The 23,008-nt window shown below is 35.5% G+C and carries 19 protein-coding genes; 14 read left to right on the forward strand and 5 right to left on the reverse strand.

All coding sequences use genetic code 11. From position 1 onward, the window contains the following. Positions 1-83 precede the first annotated feature (83 nt). The 3 genes from K5R64_RS03540 (at position 84) to feoB (ending at position 3,268) form a co-directional block, all read left to right on the forward strand. The gene (locus K5R64_RS03540; RefSeq protein WP_220760957.1) at positions 84-764 is read left to right on the forward strand and encodes an SCO family protein; all 681 of its coding nucleotides are present in this window, start codon (positions 84-86) and stop codon (positions 762-764) included. Between the two features lie 163 nt (positions 765-927). Beyond that, a complete protein-coding gene (locus K5R64_RS03545) occupies positions 928-1,167 on the forward strand; it encodes a FeoA family protein (protein ID WP_220760959.1) in 240 nt (79 codons plus the stop codon). A gap of 1 nt (position 1,168) precedes the next feature. Further along, positions 1,169-3,268: a ferrous iron transport protein B gene (gene feoB / locus K5R64_RS03550; RefSeq protein WP_220760961.1), complete on the forward strand. Its 2,100-nt coding sequence runs from the start codon at positions 1,169-1,171 to the stop codon at positions 3,266-3,268. A 212-nt stretch (positions 3,269-3,480) separates the two neighbouring features. Here feoB and K5R64_RS03555 read toward each other — a convergent pair whose 3' ends face one another. The 4 genes from K5R64_RS03555 to K5R64_RS03570 all read right to left on the reverse strand — a co-directional run bounded on the left by K5R64_RS03555 (position 3,481) and on the right by K5R64_RS03570 (position 7,276). Next, positions 3,481-4,149, reverse strand: coding sequence for a hypothetical protein (locus K5R64_RS03555; protein WP_220760963.1), 669 nt, complete (start codon positions 4,147-4,149; stop codon positions 3,481-3,483). 55 nt (positions 4,150-4,204) lie between these two features. Next, positions 4,205-4,858, reverse strand: a complete 654-nt coding sequence (locus K5R64_RS03560) for a metal-dependent transcriptional regulator (protein WP_220760965.1) — start codon at positions 4,856-4,858, stop codon at positions 4,205-4,207. 94 nt (positions 4,859-4,952) lie between these two features. Then, on the reverse strand, positions 4,953-6,824 hold the full coding sequence (locus K5R64_RS03565) for an Nramp family divalent metal transporter (RefSeq protein ID WP_220760967.1): 1,872 nt from the start codon (positions 6,822-6,824) through the stop codon (positions 4,953-4,955). A gap of 68 nt (positions 6,825-6,892) precedes the next feature. Beyond that, positions 6,893-7,276 (reverse strand): Fur family transcriptional regulator, encoded by a 384-nt coding sequence (locus K5R64_RS03570; RefSeq protein ID WP_220760969.1) that lies wholly within the window; start codon positions 7,274-7,276, stop codon positions 6,893-6,895. A 94-nt stretch (positions 7,277-7,370) separates the two neighbouring features. Here K5R64_RS03570 and K5R64_RS03575 point away from each other — a divergent pair, with 94 nt between their 5' ends. The 6 genes from K5R64_RS03575 (at position 7,371) to K5R64_RS03600 (ending at position 15,821) form a co-directional block, all read left to right on the forward strand. Continuing rightward, positions 7,371-7,718: a hypothetical protein gene (locus tag K5R64_RS03575; protein WP_220760972.1), complete on the forward strand. Its 348-nt coding sequence runs from the start codon at positions 7,371-7,373 to the stop codon at positions 7,716-7,718. 202 nt (positions 7,719-7,920) lie between these two features. Next, positions 7,921-10,305 carry a TonB-dependent receptor domain-containing protein gene (locus K5R64_RS03580; RefSeq protein WP_220760974.1) on the forward strand — a complete coding sequence of 795 codons (2,385 nt, stop codon included), beginning with the start codon at positions 7,921-7,923 and terminating at the stop codon, positions 10,303-10,305. Positions 10,306-10,338: 33 nt separating this feature from the next. Then, entirely contained in the window at positions 10,339-10,935 is a 597-nt protein-coding gene (locus K5R64_RS03585; RefSeq protein WP_255580291.1) for a type 1 periplasmic binding fold superfamily protein, read from the forward strand. Between the two features lie 22 nt (positions 10,936-10,957). Beyond that, positions 10,958-12,166, forward strand: a complete 1,209-nt coding sequence (locus K5R64_RS03590; RefSeq protein ID WP_220760976.1) for a hypothetical protein — start codon at positions 10,958-10,960, stop codon at positions 12,164-12,166. A 74-nt stretch (positions 12,167-12,240) separates the two neighbouring features. Next, positions 12,241-13,458 carry a GTP-binding protein gene (locus K5R64_RS03595; RefSeq protein ID WP_220760978.1) on the forward strand — a complete coding sequence of 406 codons (1,218 nt, stop codon included), beginning with the start codon at positions 12,241-12,243 and terminating at the stop codon, positions 13,456-13,458. 110 nt (positions 13,459-13,568) lie between these two features. Further along, complete coding sequence (locus tag K5R64_RS03600; protein ID WP_374758127.1) at positions 13,569-15,821, forward strand: TonB-dependent receptor domain-containing protein; 2,253 nt, start codon at positions 13,569-13,571, stop codon at positions 15,819-15,821. Positions 15,822-15,871: 50 nt separating this feature from the next. Here K5R64_RS03600 and K5R64_RS03605 read toward each other — a convergent pair whose 3' ends face one another. After that, positions 15,872-16,351 (reverse strand): hypothetical protein, encoded by a 480-nt coding sequence (locus K5R64_RS03605; RefSeq protein ID WP_220760980.1) that lies wholly within the window; start codon positions 16,349-16,351, stop codon positions 15,872-15,874. A 254-nt stretch (positions 16,352-16,605) separates the two neighbouring features. Between K5R64_RS03605 and K5R64_RS03610 the strand changes: the two genes are divergently transcribed. The 5 genes from K5R64_RS03610 (at position 16,606) to K5R64_RS03630 (ending at position 22,821) form a co-directional block, all read left to right on the forward strand. Continuing rightward, on the forward strand, positions 16,606-17,016 hold the full coding sequence (locus K5R64_RS03610; RefSeq protein WP_220760982.1) for a BrxA/BrxB family bacilliredoxin: 411 nt from the start codon (positions 16,606-16,608) through the stop codon (positions 17,014-17,016). Between the two features lie 233 nt (positions 17,017-17,249). Continuing rightward, positions 17,250-18,608: a rhodanese-related sulfurtransferase gene (locus K5R64_RS03615; RefSeq protein ID WP_220760984.1), complete on the forward strand. Its 1,359-nt coding sequence runs from the start codon at positions 17,250-17,252 to the stop codon at positions 18,606-18,608. A gap of 176 nt (positions 18,609-18,784) precedes the next feature. Then, the gene (locus K5R64_RS03620; protein WP_220760986.1) at positions 18,785-20,965 is read left to right on the forward strand and encodes a T9SS type A sorting domain-containing protein; all 2,181 of its coding nucleotides are present in this window, start codon (positions 18,785-18,787) and stop codon (positions 20,963-20,965) included. Positions 20,966-20,977: 12 nt separating this feature from the next. Then, on the forward strand, positions 20,978-21,892 hold the full coding sequence (locus K5R64_RS03625; protein ID WP_220760989.1) for a family 16 glycosylhydrolase: 915 nt from the start codon (positions 20,978-20,980) through the stop codon (positions 21,890-21,892). A 167-nt stretch (positions 21,893-22,059) separates the two neighbouring features. Continuing rightward, positions 22,060-22,821, forward strand: coding sequence for a T9SS type A sorting domain-containing protein (locus tag K5R64_RS03630; RefSeq protein ID WP_220760991.1), 762 nt, complete (start codon positions 22,060-22,062; stop codon positions 22,819-22,821). Positions 22,822-23,008 lie beyond the last annotated feature (187 nt).

The following is a 23,008-nucleotide window of genomic DNA, read 5'->3' on the forward strand; positions in this document are numbered from 1 at the left end:
AATTTACAAAGCAACTAGATGACAAATTATAATTTGTATAACATCAATTTTCGAACTGCTTTTGTACTTTTGCCAAAAAAACAATGACACCCAACCTTTATAAATACCGAAAATTTATAATACTCTTTATCGTATTTTCAGCTGTTACCCTATTTTTATTTTATGGGGCACTGAAGCCTAAAAAAACCTTACCCATCTACAGTCCCGCCGATGTTAATCCTGAATTAGTGGATAGTACTGTACAGTATGTGAGCAAATACCATACAATAGCTGATTTTTCATTTGTAAATCAAAATGGCGATACCATTACCCAAAAAGACTATGAAGGCAAAATTTATGTAGCCGATTTTTTCTTTACAACCTGTGGCTCCATTTGTCCAAAAATGACAAAAAACCTATTTGAAGTTCAAAAAGCCATTCTCAACAACCCGAAAGTGATGCTATTATCCCATACGGTATTCCCTGAAACGGATAGTGTGCCGGTATTAAAAAAATACGCTATCAAATATGGTGTCAAAGACCACAAATGGAATTTTGTTACTGGTAGTAAAAAAGACATTTACACCATGGCTCGCAAATCGTACTTAGCTGTTAAAATGGGAAAACCCAGCGAATTATTAGACATGGTACATACTGAAAATTTTGTGTTGGTCGATGAAAAACGACGCATTCGTGGATTTTATGATGGCACCAAAGAAGAAGACATTCAACGATTAATTGAAGATATTAATTTTTTGAGCGAACAAGAAAGTGACAGTAAATAATCTATTCCGTACATTAGTACACAACAGCCTTGAATACTTCTTTTGAAACTCCAAACCACTTATTCCAAAACTCAGAGGGATACAATACTAAAAAATGACAAATATCATTTGTATTCGCTTTATAATATGTATTTTTGCAATCTTAATTCAATCTAAATAAGACTTGCGCACCACGATTAATTCTCTCAAGAAAGGCGAAAAAGCCATTATCAAAGACTTTGATATTGATGTTATTCCATTAAAACTACTCGAAATGGGCTGTTTGCCGGGCAGTGCTGTTGAGCTATTACAAATTGCCCCATTTGGCGATCCTTTGTATTTGGATATTAATGGTTCCCATCTCGCCATTCGTGTGGAAACGGCCGCTGAAATTGAAGTTGAATTAGTTCAAATCAAACTTTAAAATGAGTAACGAGAATATCAATGTTGCCTTAATAGGGAATCCCAATGTAGGGAAGACTTCGGTTTTCAATCAATTGACAGGTTTAAATCAGCAAGTAGGTAATTATCCTGGAATTACGGTTGAAAAAAAGATTGGTTTTTGCAAATTACCCAATAACATCAAAGCCAACATTCTCGATTTACCTGGTACCTATAGCCTCAATGCAAGTTCGATTGACGAGAATGTGGTTATCGAATTATTACTGAATAAAAACGACAAACTATACCCTGATGTAGCTCTAGTGGTAACTGATGTCGAGAATTTAAAACGCAACCTACTCTTATTTACCCAAATCAAAGACCTTGAAATCCCTACTATCCTAGTCATCAATATGGCCGATAGAATGGAACAAAAAGGAATTACACTCAACATCCCCTTTCTAGAAGAGCAACTAAAAACCAAAATTGCCTTAGTGAGTTCCCGAAAAGGTTTTGGGATAGCCGAATTAAAAAAACTCATTACGACTTATAAAACCATATCCAGCGAACCCTGCTTGAATGCTTCGGTTATCGACACCGAATACTTTGACAGTTTGCGCAAAGCGTTTCCCAATCAATTGTTATACAAACTTTGGTTGGTCATTACCCAAGATGTTAATTTCTTGAATTTGGAACGAAAAGAAATCCAAAGTTCGTTTACCAAATCCCATTCTGACTTAAAACGTTTGCAACAAAAGGAAACCATCAAGAGATACCAGTTTATCAACGAAGTCCTCAAAGAAGGATTACAAGTAAACACTGCCAAGGCGCGAGATTTTCGCAGTAAACTCGACCGAGTATTAACGCATAAAGTTTGGGGTTACGCTATTTTCTTTGCCATATTGTTTATCATTTTTCAATCTATTTTTGAATGGTCACAGCTCCCTATGGACTTGATTGATGCCTCTTTTGCCACGTTAAGTACTTGGGCATCTAATCATTTACCTGAAGGCGTTTTTACTAGTTTATTAGCCGAAGGAATTATTCCGGGAATTGGTGGCATACTCATCTTTATTCCCCAAATTGCTTTTTTGTTTTTATTCATTTCCATTTTAGAAGAAAGTGGTTACATGAGTCGCGTGGTGTTCTTAATGGATAAAATCATGCGAAAATTTGGTTTGTCAGGCAAAAGTGTGGTGCCTTTAATTTCCGGAACAGCCTGTGCCATTCCAGCTATTATGGCCACTCGAAATATCGAAAACTGGAAAGAACGATTAATTACCATCTTAGTAACCCCATTTACCACTTGTTCAGCTAGATTACCTGTATATGCCATTATAATTTCTTTGGTAATTCCAAACAACTATGTTTTAGGTTTTCTTAATCTACAAGGACTAACCTTGATGTTACTATATCTATTAGGATTTGGAATGGCTATCTTATCCGCTTATATCCTAAATAAGACTATGAAAATTAAGGGCAAAACTTTTTTTGTAGTAGAAATGCCCAATTACAAATTACCCCTACTCAAAAATGTAGTCATTAATGTGGTCGAAAAAACCAAAGCATTTGTTTTTGGAGCAGGTAAAATTATCTTGGCTATTTCTATTGTTCTTTGGTTTTTGGCCTCTTACGGGCCAGGCAAAAACTTTAATGAAGCAGATACTATTTTGCGCTCTAGAACGGAGAACCAACAGCTAGATGAAACAACGCTAAACAATAAAATTGATGCTTACAAACTAGAGAATTCCTATATTGGTATTATGGGAAAAAGCATTGAACCTGTCATTTCACCTTTGGGTTATGATTGGAAAATTGGCATCGCCATCATTAGTTCGTTTGCTGCAAGAGAAGTATTTGTAGGGACATTGGCTACCATTTACAGTGTAGGTGGTTCAGATAACGAAGAAACCATCAAAAACAAAATGGCAGCCGAAATTCACCCCACAACTGGAAACAAAATTTTTAATTTTGCGTCTGGTATTTCTTTGTTGTTATTCTATGCCTTTGCTATGCAATGCGCCAGTACTTTAGCCATCACCCGAAAAGAAACCAATTCATGGAAATGGCCGTTAAGCCAATTGCTATTTATGAGTGGTTTTGCCTATATAATCGCTTTGATTGCTTTTCAACTTTTAAAATAGAACCATGCAAGAAATTTTAGCTTTTACAGCCCTTGGTTTTGCCGTTGCATTTTTGATACGGAAGTTTTTTTGGAAAAAGAAAAAATCAAAAAAAAACTGCAACAATAATGATGACTGTGGTTGTCATTAATTTTCTTTAACCCAATACCAAAATAAAAAAATGCCGTAATTACGTTTCAGTATTTACGGCATTTGCTATTAAGATTGATTTTTTATTGAATGAATTGTGCTTTTTGATTTTGTAATTCAATCACTTTTTGACGTTGGGTTTCAATTTCGCTAGTTTTTGTTTCTAACATTTTTAGATTCTCTTGAATCGCCGACTCTTTTTTGGCTACTAAATCCTTAGCTTTTTGAATATCTTTGGCCTCTCTTTCGTTTTCTTTTAGTAAATCTTTTTTATCATCTTCTAAGTTTTCTAAAATTTTGTTTTCATCTTTTAAGATTTCATTCATTTTTAATTCAGAAGCTCTTAAGGCAATCCGTTTAACGATAGACATGGCATACGTAAATTTTTCCGTACTATAAGCGCTATCTAAGAAAATCCCACCCAAATTAAAAAAAGCAGTGTACTTATACCCATCACCTTCTTTTCGCATGAATTGATGAATATCGATGGTGTTGGCACTAATTTCACTAATTAAGGCATCATCAATAAAAGTTTCATCAGTACGTTTCACTTTTTTACATTTTCCTTTGTAAGGCTTAGTAATATCCTTAATCGCATCTTCTAGATGATCATCGGATATGTTAGGAATATAAATTTCAATTCCAGGTTGCATACCTTTACTCATATTTTGTGAAACAGCAACAGGAACTAAATTCTGTGCGTAACCCAAAAAAGAAGTAATCAAGACTAATAGTAAAATTTTATTTTTCATAATTTCAATAATTTAGATGTTATCCCAATAATTTACAAAAAAAATCACAGATTTCCTAATTTGTTTTAACAAATATATTACTAGCAATTTTATTAGATATATTTAAAACCTTACCATCTACTTTGATTTTCAATGACAAATCAAACTCTTCTTTTTCAATAAATTCAATAGTTGAGCCAAGAGAAATTGCTTGTTTGTCCAAATATTTTAAAAATTCAGAAGAAGTATCTTTTACCCCCACACAAATTCCGCTTTGCCCTTTTATGAGTTCAGATAGCAATTGCTTTTCAATTTTTTGTATCATGCCTTGCGCATCTGGAATGGGGTCTCCATGAGGGTCTTCAGTAGGATTACCTAGAAAATTATCCAACTTGTTAATCAATTTTTCTGATTTAATATGCTCTAATTGTTCGGCAATATCGTGTACTTCATCCCAAGAAAAATCTAACTTTTCCACCAAAAAAACTTCCCAAAGTCGGTGTTTGCGTACAATCATTTTTGCAGCCATTCCTCCTTTATCTGTCAACAAGACGCCTTGGTATTTTTTATAGTTAACCAAATCCTTATCGGCGAGTTTTTTTAGCATATCCGTAACGGAAGAGGCTTTCGTTTCCATTGTTTCGGCAATGGCATTGGTACTCACGTGCGAGTTGGTACTCGCTGTCAAGTGGTAAATAGCTTTGAGATAATTTTCTTCTGAATGCGTCATTTTTACAGGAGGTGCTAAGGTGCTAAGATTCTGAGTTACTAAGCAAGAAAAGTCAAAATATTCTTAATACCTTAGTGACTCAGGATCTCAGAGCCTATTTTTTTACAATCAACAAAGGTATTGAAATTTTATGGCGTAATTTATCTACTGTTGTACCAAAAATCAAATCTTTGAAACCTGTATGTCCATGCGTACCCATTACTAACACATCAAAATTACTTTTATTAATAAGCATGGGGATGACTTTATCTGGTGTCCCAAAACCCAATTGAGAACTCACCTTAAACCCTTTTTGAAGTAACATTTCTTCGTATTGACGTAACAATTTTTCATCAATAGATGTTTCATGATCATCAGCATCATCTCCATATACTAGTGCCCCAACAGTTTCTACAACATGAATCAAAGTATAATGAGCCTCTTTTCCTCCCAACTCAAAAGCACTGTTTAAGGCTACTTCATCTGCAGACGAAAAATCTACTGTCACTGTAATGGTTTTTTTTGAATATACAGCTGCCTCTGAAAATTGTAATTTCAAATGATGAGGCGAATGGTTTTGAATGCCTAATTTTGCTTTGGTAAAAAAGGGTTTGAACACAATATAAAGTAACAAAATCAAGAACCCAATAGCCAACGGAACCACTGTAACCCACAATACAGTTGGATTTTCTGAAATTTCTAACCAGCCTTTGATTTCATCATAAACCAATTTGGCATTCAACACCACAATAATAGAGGCTACAATCCAAGAAGCTGTTTGGGTTATTTTGCCAATATGATGCCCTTTCATCTTAGTCTTATCACTCACAAAGTGAATCAACGGAATTATCGCAAAACCTAATTGCAAACTCAAAATCACCTGACTTAATATCAGCAATTTCCCCGTAACTTCTTCACCAAATAGGGTAATTACAATCACCGCAGGTACAATGGCTATTAGTCGTGTGATGATTCGACGTACCCAAGGCTGGATTCTAAGATTCAAATACCCCTCCATAACGATTTGACCTGCCAATGTCCCTGTAATAGTCGAACTTTGTCCCGCAGCAATTAAGGCCACTGCAAATAAAATTGGCGCCCATTTGGTCCCCAAAAGTGGTTCCAAGAACTGGTGTGCATCTTGGATTTCTGCCACTTCAAACATCCCATTTCTGTAAAAAGTTGCAGCAGCTAATATCAAAATAGCAGCATTGACAAAAAAGGCCAGATTCAACGCAATTGCCGAATCAATAAAGTTGTATTTTAAAGCTTGTTTGATACCGCTTTTTGAACGGTCAAATTTTCGAGTTTGAACTAAGGAAGAATGCAAGTATAAATTGTGAGGCATGACCGTAGCTCCAATGATACCAATGGCAATATACAAAGCCGTTTCAGTAGGCATAGACGGAATCAATCCCAACATCACTTTATCCATTTCAGGCTGTGCAAAAATCATTTCAAAAATAAACGAAATTCCAATCACAGATACCAATGCAATTATAAAGGCTTCCATTTTTCGAATGCCTTTATTAATTAAAAATAACAGCAAGAAAGTGTCCAAAACCGTTATGATCACCCCTTCAATTAATGGAATATCAAATAGTAAATTAATCCCAATAGCCATCCCCAATACCTCAGCCAAATCACAAGCAGCAATAGCTATCTCAGCTAAAAAATACAAAATATAATTGATAAAAGGCGAATACGTTTCTCGTGAGGCTTGTGCTAAATCGCGTTGGGTTACAATACCCAGTCGCGCACTCAAACTTTGCAATAACAACGCCATGATGTTGCTCATTAACAACACCCAAAGTAATGAATAACCAAACTGGCTTCCACCTGCAATATCTGTCGCCCAATTCCCAGGATCCATATACCCCACGCTAATTAAGTAGGCGGGACCAAAAAAGGCTAATATTTTTCTAAAAACCGATTTTTGATTGTGTACCGATACGGATTCGTTTACTTCTTCTAAAGACTTGCTCATTTTTAACAGTTTGAGGCAAATATATTGAAAATTACATTAATCAAATTATTTTTTTAGCCAAGACTAAATTATATGCACACTGGACACAATCCAGATAATGTAAAGTTTACTTCCTTCACTAAATAATTTTGAGGAACGGTATAAGTAGGTTGAACCGAATCCAAACAAACTACCGAATGGCATTTTTCACAACTAAAATGCACATGATTGTGAATATGATGCTCTTCATCATGATGATGATGACAGGCTGCGTATTTCACAGTTCCTTCAGGAGTAGCTATTTTATGAATGTTATCTTCGGCCACCAAGCGATCCAAAATTCTATAAACAGTAACTCTATCGCACAATTCTTGATTGGCTTTATGAATTTCGGCATGGGACAAGGCTACAGCTGACTGACTAATCAATTCTAAAATAGCGGTCTTAGCGAGTGTATTACGCGTTTTTTTCATTAGTAAACAAATTTTAACGCAACATTGTTGCATTTGTAAATAGAATTCATACATTTGCAACATAATTGCATTAAGCAAAGATAGAAGAAAAGGAATGAAAAAGAAAGGCGTCATCTTACATGTGCTACTCACTCTGATACTATTGTTCCCGATAGTATTTCAGCTAGTACATATTTATGAGCATCATTCTGAACAAAACAAAAAGCAACTAGAACTAGTATCCAATTCAAACTCTGGCAATCAAAGAATAGCTGACGATACGCTGTCTGAAGATTGTTTTGTATGCGATTATACCTTCACCGTTCAATCTTTAGCAACTCTTTTTAGCTATAGCTTCTCTTACGATTGCGCTGTTGTTGCTACATTATTACTTTACATCCCCACCGCCGTTGTCTTTTACTGCGGTAGCCTATTTTCTCTTCGGGCACCGCCAGTATTGTAATTCTTTAAATTGTATTTAGAAAATTTAACAAACACTACTATACACACCGTTCTCTCATTTGCAAAAAAATGACTAAAACAAGGTGCAGTTATAGCATAATCATGTTTTGTTAGACCACAAATACATGTTCATGTTTACTAGAATCAAAATCAATTGTCTTTACTAAAAAGACGACAATCCTCTATTTTTTTAATTGAAAATCATGTCAAAAAAAACTATCGTTTTTTTCTGGCTCTTGTTGTTTTGTAATACGATTTATTCACAAAACAAGCTGAGCGGAAAAATACATTGCAAGGAGTCCATTCACTTCTCTGACATTCATATTCATATTGGCAAAAAAATCATCAACGCTGATGCCTTAGGCAATTATAGCGCAACTGATTTACCTAATGGCAAGATGGCCATTTATATCTCCTACTTGGGTTATCAAACAATTGACACCATTATTGAACTAAAAAATGATTTAAAAATTGATTTTGAATTAAAACGTAACACCACACAGCTTCAAGAAATTGTCATCCAACAAAAAGGGATTCATGCTGACGTAGCTGTGGTTGAACAAATACTTAAATCTAATATAATCGAAAAATACAGCAACCAATCCTTGGGCGATGCCTTGAAGGAAATAGCCGGAATTGCAACCTTAAAAACTGGAAACACCGTAGTGAAACCCATCATTAACGGCTTGTATGGCAGCAGAGTAGCGATACTAAACAACAACGTAAAACTTGAAGACCAACAATGGGGTACAGAGCATGCACCCAATTTTGACATTAATGCGGCCAATAAAATCACAGTTATTAAAGGAGCCTCGGCCTTGCAATATGGCGGAGATGCTATTGGGGGGATTGTGCTTTTGGAATCTTTAAGTGTTGGCCGAGATAGTTTGTTTGGAAAAACAATTGCCACTTATAATTCTAATGGCAAAGGAGGTGCAATTAGTACCGATATTCACAAAGGGAATAGTCAAGGATGGAGCTGGGATGCTTTAACTAGTTTCAAATATATGGGAGACAAAGAAGCGCCCGATTATGTACTCTCTAATACAGGAAACAGAGAAGTAAATTTCTCAGGAGATTTAAAATACAGTGCACAAAAATTCAACACCGCCGTATTTTATAGCTTATACAAGGCTTCAATAGGGATTTTGAGTGCTTCGCATACCGGGAATGTGAATGATTTGTACCAGTCTATAACTAATAAAATTCCATCAATTATCAATGATTTTAGGTATTCCATTCAAAACCCAAAACAAGAAGTTACACATCATATTGGTAAATTCAACTTTAATTATCATTGGAACGAGGCCGAAACACTCTCGTTTCAATATGCTTTTCAATTCAACCAAAGATTAGAATATGATGTTCGCAGAGGCGATTTTAAAAAAACAGCTGCCTTAGATTTAGATTTAAAAACACATTCTTGGAATTTGGATTACCAAAAAATCAATCACGATTGGACCATCAAATCGGGTATGAATGCTGTTGCTCAAAATAATTATGCCAATCCAGCCACAGGCGTAAGACCTTTAATTCCTAATTATGACAAAATAGATGCGGGTGCTTATGGACTGGCTCATTATAATTTTTCAGAACATTTTTCGGTAGATGCAGGATTGCGTTATGATTTTTCGAAAATGGATATTACCAAGTATTATCAAAAATCAAGATGGGATGAAAGACAGTACAACGACTCATTTTCAAAATTTATTATTAGCGATTATGGTACGCAATGGCTTACCCAACCGCAGTTTGTTTTTCATAACCTAGCTGCTACAGTAGGTATTCGTAAACAACTTAGCAATCAATGGCAATTGTACAGCAATCTGAGTTATGCTTCTAGAAACCCTAATTCTTCAGAGTTTTTTAGTGATGGATTGCATCATGCAACGGGTGTTATTGAACTAGGCGATTTGAATTTGAAAAAAGAAAAAGCAACAAAAATGTCTTTGACCATCCAAAAGAAATCCAAAACTTTTTCTTTGGAACTCAACCCATACGTCAACCGCATTCAAGATTATATTTATTTAAAACCCATTGGTTTTGAAACCACCATCCGAGGAGCTTTTCCGGTTTGGGAATACCAGCAAACCAATGCGCAACTGTTCGGAATCGATTTACATACCCAATGGGCTATTAGCAATCAATGGCAACATTCCTTTTCGGCAGCTTATGTGCACGGAAAAGAGCTAGCTACCAACAACGCTTTAATAGATATGCCCCCTCTGAATTTGAGCAACAAAATTAGTTTTTCAAAGAAAGAATGCCACCAGCTTGTTTTGGAACTCAAAAGCGAAACCGTACTCAAACAAAATCAATATCCAGATAATAATTTTTACACCAATATCATCAAAAATAATGAACTAGAATCGGTTTTAGTTGATATAAGCACGCCTCCACCCGCCTATCAATTGTTTCATTTTTATGGCGAAATGCAGCTCCATATTTTCGAAAAAGCACGAACTAAAGTTGCACTCGGTGTTCAAAACATTTTCAATGTTTCCTATCGAGATTACTTGAACCGACAACGTTTTTTTGCTGATGAAACAGGAAGAAACATTCATATCCAACTCAAATTCAATTATTAAACTTTAATAACAATCCATTTAAATTAGAACAAAATGAAAACAATTCAGAACTCCAAACCAATTAAATCTTTCGCTCTTGCAATGGTCGCTGCATTAACTTTTTCTTCATGTAGTAACGATGACAATCCTGCTCCGCCAGTAAACGAAGAGGAATTAATAACTACGGTCACAGCGGTTTACACACCCGTAGGAGGCGGCACAGCCATTACGCTACAGTACAAAGATTTGGACGGTGAAGGTGCTAATGCGCCAGTGATTACGGTATCGGGCAATTTTGAAAAAAACAAAACCTACAATGGGGTGATAACATTCAAAAATGAACTAGCAAACCCCGCAGAAGACATCACACCCGAAATTATTGCTGAAGGAACAGAGCACCAAGTATTTTATCAAACAACAGGAACATTGAACGCCTTTAGTTATGGTATGGCAACTAGCAATTTTGACAGCAATGGCAAACCTATTGGCCTACAATCTGTATTTACCACCACTGGGGCAGCCACAGGCACACTTACTATTACCTTAAAACATGGCCCAAATAAAGCCGCAAACAATGTAGCCTCAGGAGACATCACCAATGCTGGCGGCTCTACAGATGCTCAAGTTTCTTTTACCCTTACTGTTTTGTAAATAATTTTAAATCCAAATAACAATGAAAAACAAACTCAACAAATTATTATTTTTATTCGCTTTTGCTTCCATCGCCTTTTCATGTACCAATGACGATGACCATGATGATCACTCACAAGAGGACTCGCAAGAATTCAAATACTTGAGAGTATTGGTTTCTGACGAATTAACCAAAGAACTTTCGCTTATCAATCCTTCTAGTGCTACGGTTAGTTTTTTTAATGCGAAATTCCCAAAATCAGCCTTGTACACTACCGAATCTGGACGATTTGCAGGAATCATCCATAGAACTGACAACACGGTAGAAACCTTTGACAGCGGATTTGAATTTCACGGAGACCATGTGGACACCAAAGGAACCCCAAAATTTGGTGCTCTAACAGGAAGTTCGCTTATGCCTACCCATTTCAAAAGCAAATTTGGCGAAATTTTGACTTTTAATGATGGAGATGGTACATTATCCGTAGCCAAAGAATCGGATGTACATACTGCCAATGCTACGTTTACAACCATTAACGCAGGTCTTTTAAAACACCACGGTGCGATGGCTAGTTTCTCAAACGGAACTTATGCTATTACAGAGAAAGACAATACTATCACTGGAACCTTACCCGAAAAAGTAAAAATTATAGACCGAACTGGTAAAACAATTCATGCTGCAAAACAGGCCACTCAAGGAATACATGGCAATGCTTCTGATGGTACTTATGCTGTATTTGGGTCTGCCAGTGGTATTTTGGTGGTAGAAAGCAATGGGAATCAAAAATTAATTGCGCACCCTACCGCTTTTGGAACATCTTGGTTTGGTAATATTTTAGAAACCGCCAACAAAGGAAAATTTGTGGGATACACTGCGGCAAAAGGAGCTTTTTTGATAGATGTGGTAGCAAATACAGTAACGCCTATTTTTGAAAACACCAACATTATGCAATGCAAAGTAAGTTATAATCATAAAAAATTAGGGATTTTATTGCATTCAGGTGAGTTTAAATTATATGATTTAAGCAGTAACCAACTCGAAAAAAGCGCAAAAATCATTGACGAAACTCTGACTACATCCACTCAAAAACCGCAGTTAGAATTGACCCAACGCTTTGCGTATATCACTTTGCCAACTTCTGGCGAATTGCTTCAAGTAAATCTTTCAACTTTGGTATCTACAAAAATAAAAACCTCAGCTACGCCTTACCGAATTACCATTTTTGGTCATGAGAATAGTGCTGCGCATTAATGAATTCTAATCTTAAAACTAGAAAAGGCATGCAATTTTGTATGCCTTTTTTGCACTCAATAAAACAAAATTAAATGAAAAAACTACCCGTAACCGTACTGTCAGGTTTCCTTGGCGCAGGAAAAACCACTTTGCTTAATCACATCCTTCATAACAAAGAAGGATTAAAAGTCGCCGTAATTGTCAATGACATGAGCGAAGTTAATATAGATGCCCAATTGGTAAAAAACGAAATGACGCTCTCACGAACCGAGGAGAAATTGGTTGAAATGAGCAACGGCTGTATTTGTTGCACCTTGCGAGAAGATTTGATGTTGGAAGTAGAAAAACTAGCCAAAGAAAACCGTTTTGATTATTTATTAATAGAAAGCACTGGTATTAGCGAACCCATTCCGGTGGCACAAACATTTACTTTTGTCAACGAAGATGAGAACATCGATTTATCGCGTTTTAGCTACATTGACACCATGGTGACTGTGGTCGATGCCTTTAACTTTTTTAAAGACTTTGGCTCTGCTAAAACACTCGAAGACATTCAGGCAACCAACATCGAAAACGACAATCGAACCATTGTAAACCTATTAGTTGACCAAATTGAGTTTGCAAATGTAATTCTACTTAACAAAACGGATTTGGTTGCTCCAAAAGAACTGAATATCCTGCAAGAATCCATAAAAAAACTAAATCCAGTAGCCAAAATAATATGTTCTGAATTGGGTAAAATCAATCCAAATGAAATTATAAATACAGGTCTATTCAATTACGAAGAAGCCGAAACTTCAGCAGGCTGGATACGCGAACTCGAAGGGATACACACACCCGAAACGGAGGAATACGGCATTGGTTCTTTTGTTTTCAGAAGTGAAAAACCGTTTCATCCGTACCGATTTTGGGATTTTCTAACGCAAGATTTCCCTTTGAGCATTCTCCGAAGCAAAGGATTATTCTGGATAGCCTCGCGTCCAGACCAAGCCATTAATTGGAGTCAGGCGGGTGGTTCTATGAAAGCCGAAAATGCAGGTGTATGGTGGGCAAGCATGCCACTAGGAGAGCGAATGAATTTTGATAGTTTTGTCCAAAATCAAGACATCATCGAAGAACGTTGGACTACTGAATTTGGGGATAGACTAAACGAATTGGTATTTATTGGTATTTCATTAGATGAAAAAAAGATTCGTCAACAACTCCAAGATTGCATATGTACCAAAGCAGAAATTATGGATTTAAGAGATGGTTTTTTCACCCTCAATGACCCTTTTCCAATTCCAAAAATCGCTAAATCAACCGTTTGAAACTATTTTTTTTAATTAAGATTAAAAATAATGGCTTAATAAATTATTCAATCAAAAATATTTTTTAGATTTGCCTAAATTTTAAATTAAACAAAAACTAAAATATAATTGTGAAAAATCTAATTCTAGTCCTTTCTCTATTCATTGGTAGTTTATCTATGGGACAAACTATCTTAAAAGGAACCATTAGTACTGATGGGAATCCATTACCAATGGCAAATGTTGTTCTTAAAAAAATGAATAAAGCGACAATAACTGATGAAAATGGAAAATTCGAGTTTAAAAATTTACCTCTAGGAAATTATGATTTGCATGTTTCCTATACGGGCTTACAATCGGAAAGAGCTAGTATTTCATTATCCGATACAACTATAGTGGTTGTCGATTTTAATTTAAAAGCCAATCATTCACTTGATGAAGTGGTTGTTACAGGCACATTAAAACCCGTAACCCGACTAGAAAGTGCCGTTCCTGTAGAAGTGTATAAACCTAGTTTTTTCAAAAAGAACCCAACAGCCAATGTCTTTGATGCCTTACAAAACGTCAACGGCGTTCGCCCACAACTCAACTGCAACATCTGCAACACTGGCGACATCCATATTAACGGCCTTGAAGGACCTTATACCTTGGTCTTGATTGACGGAATGCCAATTGTAAGTGGCTTATCTACTGTTTATGGATTGTCTGGGATTCCGAATTCATTATTAGAGCGAATCGAAATTGTTAAAGGACCTGCTTCATCGCTATATGGTAGTGAAGCGGTAGGCGGACTGATTAATATTATTACTAAAAAACCCTATAGTGCACCAGTATTTTCAGCCGATTCCTTTGTAACAGATTGGGGAGAATTCAATTTAGATTTGGGTTTTAAAGCAAATGTAGGTAAAACAGCCTCTGTTTTAACGGGTGTCAATTATTTCAATTACAGCAACCCCATTGACAACAACCATGACAATTTCACCGATGTAACCCTACAAGACCGTGTGTCGGTTTTTCAAAAGTGGAATTTTGAGCGAAAAAGCAAGAAACTCTTTTCACTTGCGGGCCGTTATTTTTACGAAGACCGTTGGGGCGGTGAATTGCAATGGGAGAAAAAATACCGAGGCGGTGATGAAGTCTATGGTGAAAGTATCTATACCAAACGATGGGAATTATTAGGCGCTTATGAGTTGCCAACCGTTGAAAAAATGTTATTAAGTTTTTCTTATACTGACCACGATCAAAATTCAGTTTACGGAAACACACCTTACCTAGCACAACAACGCATTGGTTTTGGGCAATTGACTTGGGATAAAAAACTAGGCACCCATGATTTGCTTTTTGGAACAGCCCTTCGTTACCAATATTACAATGACAACACACCTGCCACGATAATTGAAGACATCAATTGGATTCCTAGTCTATTTGTTCAAGACGAAATTACCTTTAGCGACAAACACAAAATCCTTTTAGGAGCCCGATACGATTACAACAAGAACCACGGCAACATTTTTACCCCTAGATTTGCTTACAAATGGAAAGTAAACGACAAGAATATCATTCGTTTTAACACCGGAACGGGTTTCCGAATTGTGAACCTCTTCACCGAAGAACACGCAGCGTTGACTGGCTCAAGAGATGTGATTGTTTTAGAAACCCTAAAACCTGAACGCTCCTATAATGCCAATTTGAATTACTTAAAAAAATTTCACACCAAAAATGGTGCATTCATCGGTATAGAAACAACCGCTTGGTACACCTACTTTACCAATTCTATTTTACCTGATTATGATACGAATCCTAACCAAATCATTTACAAAAATCTAGACGGATATGCCGTAACAACGGGCATTAGTACTAATGTGGATATGATATTTGGAAATGGATTAAAATTGATTGTAGGTGCCACTTTAATGGAAGTTTCTAAAAAAGAAAACAACATAAAAACACAACAGATTCTGACGGAAAAATTCTCAGGAACTTGGGCGATTTCCTACCGTGTGAATCCCTTATTTTTGGATATTGATTACACAGGAAATGTTTATGGACCGATGCGTTTACCATTATTAGGAGATTTAGACCCAAGAAAAGACTATTCGCCTACGTGGAGTATTCAGAACATTCAATTTACCTTTAACAAGTTCAAAAATATAGAAATTTATACAGGGATAAAAAACCTACTGAACTGGACACCTAACAAAGGAAATCCGTTTATTATTGCCCGTGCCAGCGATCCTTTCGACAAAAATGTGCAATATGACACCGAGGGGAATGTACAAGCCTCTGCTGACAATCCTTACGCATTAACCTTTGATCCAAGTTATGTTTACGGGCCTAACCAAGGAATCAGAAGCTTTTTTGGAGTGCGATATACCCTTAAATAATTCTTAAACTAATAAAATCTTTTTGGGCAATTTTCCAAGATATTGCCCAATTAAAAACTCGATTCCAAAAGTTCTTCATTTGTTTTTTCAACCGTCCAAAATCGACCTGAATAGTTAGATTCATTAGTAAGATAAGGCATGTTATTAAAATCACCACCCTGATAAATATCTACAAATTTTGATTCTCTACCTACTACCGTACTAATTTTGAACTGTCCTTTTAACCGTATATTTTCCTCTACTATCCAATCTCTATTTGAAAATTTATCTTTAGGTTGTACAATTAACAACCCTTTGAATATGCCTTCCTCAATAACATCCAGCCACATTTCGATTCCCAAAACCATTGTGCTCAATTTAAAATGAGCTGCTGAACTCCCTTTTACGATACGCCATTGATGTCCATTAAAATCATCTTTTAAAACTAAATGAGGCATAAAACTAAAGCGACCACGATTAAAAACATCCAAGACCATTTTATGGTTTTTATCTAAGGTATAGAGCTGGTAATTGTGTACATCTGCTGTCATGGTATTTACTATTTAGAATTAAATCAAAAAAAAAATAACAATCAAAATTCGGCATTAGAAGGCCATCAACTCCAAAAAATGTCACAAAAGCCATGTTATTTGACACAAGAAACCCAATTCCATGTAAAAGAGTAATTTTACAAAATAGCTACCTATTAAACTATAACAAAACTTTATATGACAAGTCTTAGAGTTATTTTTAAACTTCGTAACTTTGCATAATCAAAACAATTAATACTTTAAAATAAATTAATATGTATCCAGAAGAAATGGTAAAACCAATGCAAGCTGAATTAACAGCAGCAGGTTTTCAAGATTTACATAGCGCATCCGAGGTAAACGATGCGATCAAAGCCGAAGGAACGACTCTAGTAGTTGTAAACTCTGTATGTGGTTGTGCTGCAAGAAATGCACGTCCAGGTGCCAAAATGAGTTTGGAAGGTGCAAAAAAGCCTGACCATTTAATCACCGTATTTGCTGGAGTTGACAAAGAAGCTGTTGATGCTGCTCGTCAGCACATGTTCCCATTCCCTCCATCATCGCCTTCAATGGCTTTGTTCAAAAATGGTGAATTAGTACACATGCTTGAGCGCCATCATATAGAAGGTCGTCCGGCTGAAATGATTGCAGAGAATTTACAAGACGCTTATAATGAGTTTTGTTAATTAACAAAACAACCTAAGGATTAAATTACTTATTATTACAACCGCAGTTTCATGATTTTTTTTAATCTTGAAGCTGCGGTTATTTTTTTGTTCCAAATAAGTTTCAAAGGAAAACTTGGTCGTCTTGCGTTAAAATTTTACATTTGCAAACGAATTCTTCCAATTAGAATTCAAAGCTAACCTCAAGCAGGTAAAGCCAATACAAAATATTTTCTCACTTAAACGTTTATAGCATGCAACTGTACAACACCTTAAGCGCAGAAGAAAGAGCCGAATTGATTGATCAAGCAGGCAAACAACGCCTTACGTTGTCTTTCTATGCGTATGCCAAAATCGAAGATCCAAAAAAATTTCGCGACGACTTATTTCTAGCTTGGGACCAACTGGAAGCCTTGGGTCGAATTTATGTAGCTCATGAAGGAATAAATGCTCAAATGAGTGTTCCTGCCGAAAACTTTGAAGCTTTTAGAGCTTCTTTAGAACCTTATGATTTCATGAGAGGCATTCGCTTAAATGTCGCAGTAGAACATGACGACCACTCCTTTTTAAAATTGACTATAAAAGTTCGTCATAAAATTGTTGCTGACGGTCTTAATGACGAAACTTTTGATGTAACCAACAAAGGAATTCACTTAAAAGCTAAAGAATTCAATGAAATTTTAGAAGACCCCGACACCATTGTAGTCGATTTTAGAAATCATTATGAGAGTGAAGTAGGTCATTTTAAAAATGCCATAACACCTGATGTAGAAACATTTAGAGAAAGTTTACCAATAATCAATGAACAATTAAAAGACTTTAAAGAGACCAAAAAATTGGTAATGTATTGCACCGGTGGTATTCGTTGTGAAAAAGCCTCGGCCTATTACAAACATCAAGGGTTTAAAAACGTTTACCAATTAGAAGGTGGTATCATCAATTATGCTAAACAAATTAAAGAAGAAGGTTTAGAAAGTAAGTTCATTGGTAAAAACTTTGTATTTGACAATCGTCTAGGCGAGAGAATTACGGACGACATTATTGCACAGTGCCATCAATGTGGCAAACCTTGTGATAACCATACGAACTGTGCCAATGACGGCTGCCATCTTTTATTTATCCAATGTGATGAATGCAAAGCCGCTATGGACAATTGTTGTTCCACTGAGTGTCTTGAAATTACGCAATTACCCCTAGTAGAACAAGTTAAACTACGAACTGGAAAACAAGTAGGTAACAAAGTTTTTCGTAAAGGAAAATCCGAAAGTCTAAAATTCAAACATTCTGGAGCGCTCCCAAATTCTGCCTTAGCAACTGCACTAAAAACGGATATTCGACAAAAAATTAAAACTAAAAAAACCTTAGTGGGCAAAGCAGAACATTATTATGTAAAAGCACAAGTAGGTCTTTTTAGTATTGAGAATAAAGAAATCAACATTGGTGACAAAATCCTTATCTCAGGACCCACCACTGGAAATAAAGAATTGGTTTTAGAAAAAATGTTTGTCAATGGCACAGAAGGAAATCAAGCCAAAACAGGAGACAAAATCACTTTTGAAATTCCGTTTAGAGTTCGTTTGTCTGATAAGTTATACAAGATTTTAAAACACTAAATTTAATCATTCAATTAATTAAACTTCTAGTACAAACCATTTGTACTAGAAGTTTTTTGTTTTACATGAAATTGTCTAGTTAATATCTAGTCTTGTTTTATTGTCCAATGTATTTCCTAGCTTATTTTTACAGATAAAACATAAACAACCAACTTGATAAGTTTACAAATTGCATTATGAAAACTATTAATCAAAAACCACTCAGAGTACTCCTCTTTTTATCCGTTACCTTTAATTTTTACGCTCAAGTAAATGTAAAATTAGATTTAAATGTGAAACATAGTGTTGGAGGTATATCTACTTTTGAACGTTGGAAATTTATTACTACACACGCTAATCAATCTGAAGGAGAATGGAATGGAGATAATGTTCTACCCGATTTAAAAAATGATTTTTTAAATGGTAGGGATGTCTATTTAGGAAGAGATACTGGTGGCATCACTTATAATTTAAATCAAGTAAAAGAAGACCCAACAAGACCCGGTTTTGCAGACCCCGCGGATATTAATTCCAAAGGAACAGCTTCAAAAAATAGCTTTGCCGCAAACACCGGTCTTCATCCATATGAGAGTAGAAAAAACTGGATTATTTGCGCACAATTGCATCCTTTTTGGACAGGAGCGGAACAAAAAGCAACAGGGAAAGGTTGGAAATTAGCCAATGCAACTGCTACAGGTGAATATATGGGGCGTTATATTACTGCTTTTCATGGTGGAAATGGACAAAAACTACCCTCTTTTGTCGAAGTAATCAATGAGCCTGATTACGATCTTTTAGGAGGATTGAAAGAATACACAAAATCCATTAATGAAATTGCTGTTTTTCATAATGATGTGGCCGCAGCTATTAGAGCTCAAATTCCGAATATACGAATTGGAGGTTATACTAATGCTTTTCCTGAATTTGAAGTAGGGAATTTTCAAAGATGGATAAACCGTGACAAAATGTTTATGGATGTTGCGGGAGCCAATATGGATTTTTGGTCCATTCATCTTTATGATTTTCCTTCTATTAATGGTGGAAAAAAACAATTGCGTTCCGGTAGCAATATCGAGGCAACTTTTGATATGATGGATCAATACAGCATGATGAAATTTAATAAAACAAAACCTTATGTGATTTCAGAATATGGTGCACAAACCCATGATTATAACAACAGTCAATGGAGTTCTTATAGAGATTGGTTAATTCTTAAAGGCATGAATTCACAATTAATGTCTTTTCTGGAAAGACCAAATACAATTGATATTGCAATTCCTTTTGTGATCACAAAGGCCGAATGGGGATTTAACGCTACAACGGGTGTTCCATATTCACACCGTTTAATGCGAAAAACAAATGAACCTGCGAGTTATACTGGACAATGGACTTATACTGATTTGGTTAAATTTTATGATTTATGGAAAAATGTAAAAGGAACTAGAGTTTATATTAAGCCAGATAATTTAGATGTTTTGACCAATGCCTACATCGATGGAAATAAAGGGTATGTGATTTTGAATAATTTAAACTTCCAACCCACAACTATAAATTTGAATCTCTTTGAATCTAATAATATTACCATCACTAGTATTAATAAGAAGCATTTGACAGTAATTAATAACAATGCTACATTGGAAGAAAGCTTGGTTTCGCTTCCGCTAACTTCAGTAACATTAGGAGCAGAATCTACTATTGTTTTAGAATATACTTTTGCAAATGCAATTGCGATTAACGAAACCGCTGATGAAACAAAATATTTTGCTACTACTTATTTACAGCCTATTGTAGCGAATCAACCTATAATTTTTCAGGTTAATAATATTCAAAAAAACACTTATGGTGATGCGGTTTTAAGAATTGGTTTAGGGAGAGACCATGGACAATCATTAAGTCCTATCGTAAAAGTTAATAACACTAGTATTACAGTTCCTACAAATTTTCGAGGTTACAATCAAGCGCAAAGAGAACGTTTCTTTGGAGTGTTAGAAATTCCTGTTCCTTATAGCTTGTTAACGACTAATAATCAAATTTCGGTTCAATTACCTGATTCTGGTGGACACATCAGTTCTGTAGCTTTACAAGTGTATAATTTTAGTAAAAACATTTTATCCGTAGCATCGAATACGTTCCAAGATGATAAAAAAATTACAGTATATCCAAATCCTGTGAATGAGGAAATTTTGATACAATCTTCATCAGAAAACATTCTCAATGCAACAGCAATGATTTATAGTATTTCTGGACAATTAGTCCATGAATCAACGGTAGATAGTTATGGTAAAATAAATGTCAGCAAACTTTCAAAAGGAATTTACACCCTTCGACTCTTGAAAGGGAATAAAAAAATAGATACGGTAAAATTTTCAAAAAAATAAATAGGCATAAAAATGAGAAGCAACCATATAAGTGCGTTTCTAGCATTACTTATTTTAATAGCGTGTAGCAGTAATGACAATGCTGGCGAAACACCCATACCTCCTATTTTAACCGATTCTCCAAAAGAAGTGCCTCTGGCATATTTACCAAGTGCTGGAACTGGAAAAACTTGGAAATTGCAACCCAATCTTTCCAGTGAATTTAACTATCCAGAAGGTAAAGTTGCAATAGAATTCAAAAATAATTGGCATGATCAATTTTTCAATGGTTGGACTGGACCAGGAAAAACACGTTATACATCGGAACAATCTACCATTACAAATGGGCAATTAATTTATAAAGCCAAAGTGGTTGGCAATACTATTCAAACAGGGTGTATATCTACTAAAGCTAAGGGTGTGTATCCACTTTATATGGAAGTACGAGTAAAGATTAGTGAATCCGTTTTAGCTTCAGCTGTATGGATGCTAAGTGACGATTCAACCGAAGAGATTGATAATCTTGAGGCTTTTGGAGACAAAACAAACAACTATTTCTCAAAAAGGCTACACCTGAGTCATCATGTATTTATTCGTAATCCCTTCCAAGACTACCAACCCGAAGGAGAAGCTACTTGGTACACTGATACAAAAACATTCTGGGCAGACGACTTCCATGATTATGGAGTGTTATGGGAAGACCCATGGACATTATCTTATTATATTGATAAAAAACTAGTGCGTAAAACTCCAAAAGCAGAAATAGATCCTAAAAATTATACTAACGGCAACGGTTTAACCAAACCAATGCATATGATTATAAGTGCTGCAGCTCAACCATGGAGAGAGTCAAATAGTGGTATTAATTTCCTAACAGATCCCTCTGTACTTAGCGATTTACGTTCTACTATGCGTATCGATTGGATTAGAGTTTATAAGCCTGAATAATAGCTCATTTACAGTAAAAATAATATTACGAAGATAGAATCTAAAGATTATTGAAAAAGATAACACTTTTGATGATTTCATCTAGTTTCTATCTAGTCCTAAAAACTTAATTATCAGAACGTTTTAGATATTTTTGATTCAATTATTAACAGAAAAACAAAAAAATTATGAAAAAAATTACTTTATTATTTTTACTTGTAAGTGCAATAACTTTTGCACAAGACGTAGCTCCAACATTTAGCTGGACAAACAAAGATTCGTATAAACTGGGAGTAGAAACAAACCTTACCTTTACACCAGGTCAAACTTACACAATAACTCAGACTTATTCGCTTGGAAGTACTGCAGGGAATCCAAACACTCGTTTTTTTGTATTAATGGCGTTGCAAAGTACTCCAAATGTAGTTACGGATCCATTAGCACCTGTTACTTGGACTAATGTGGCTACGGGTGATGGTTCTGGTACAATTTATCCAGCTGCTGGAACGCTAAACGCAGGAACTTACACGCATACTTTTACTTACAAAATACCTTCTGGAGCAGCTTTGAGTTCGGCTTCACCAGGTTTAACTTATAGAATGTTGTTTTATTTAGCATACTATAAAGGAGGCGATACCTCTATGCCTGTCTACGGCGGAACTAATGCCAGTGATTCTCAAATCGTAAAATTAAGAAGCGCCGCAGAAATAAGTACACTCGGAACGGCAGATTTCAGCAAACTAAAACTAACATCATTCTATCCAAACCCTGTAAAAGATGTAATCACCATTGGAAGTGATGTAGAAACTAAAACATATAAAGTATTAAGCTTGACTGGAGCCGTTTTAAAAGAGGTGCCTGCAACAGGAACATTAAATGTTTCAGATTTGGCTTCTGGAACTTATATTCTAGTAACTGATATTGGTACCGCCAAAATAATCAAAGAATAACCCTTTTCAGTTTTAAATTATATCTTATCATGAGGCTATCCAAAAAGTATGGATAGCTTTTTTTTTGTTGTAAAGAAACCTAATATCATATATGGAATTAAAACTAATGTTAGCTACTTCAATAGTAATGTAATTTACTTTAAATTAAGAATTAACTATCTCTGCCGTAGTTTTTAAGAATGAATAA

The sequence above is a fragment of the Flavobacterium sp. UMI-01 genome (assembly GCF_019656315.1).
Taxonomy (GTDB): Bacteria; Bacteroidota; Bacteroidia; order Flavobacteriales; family Flavobacteriaceae; genus Flavobacterium.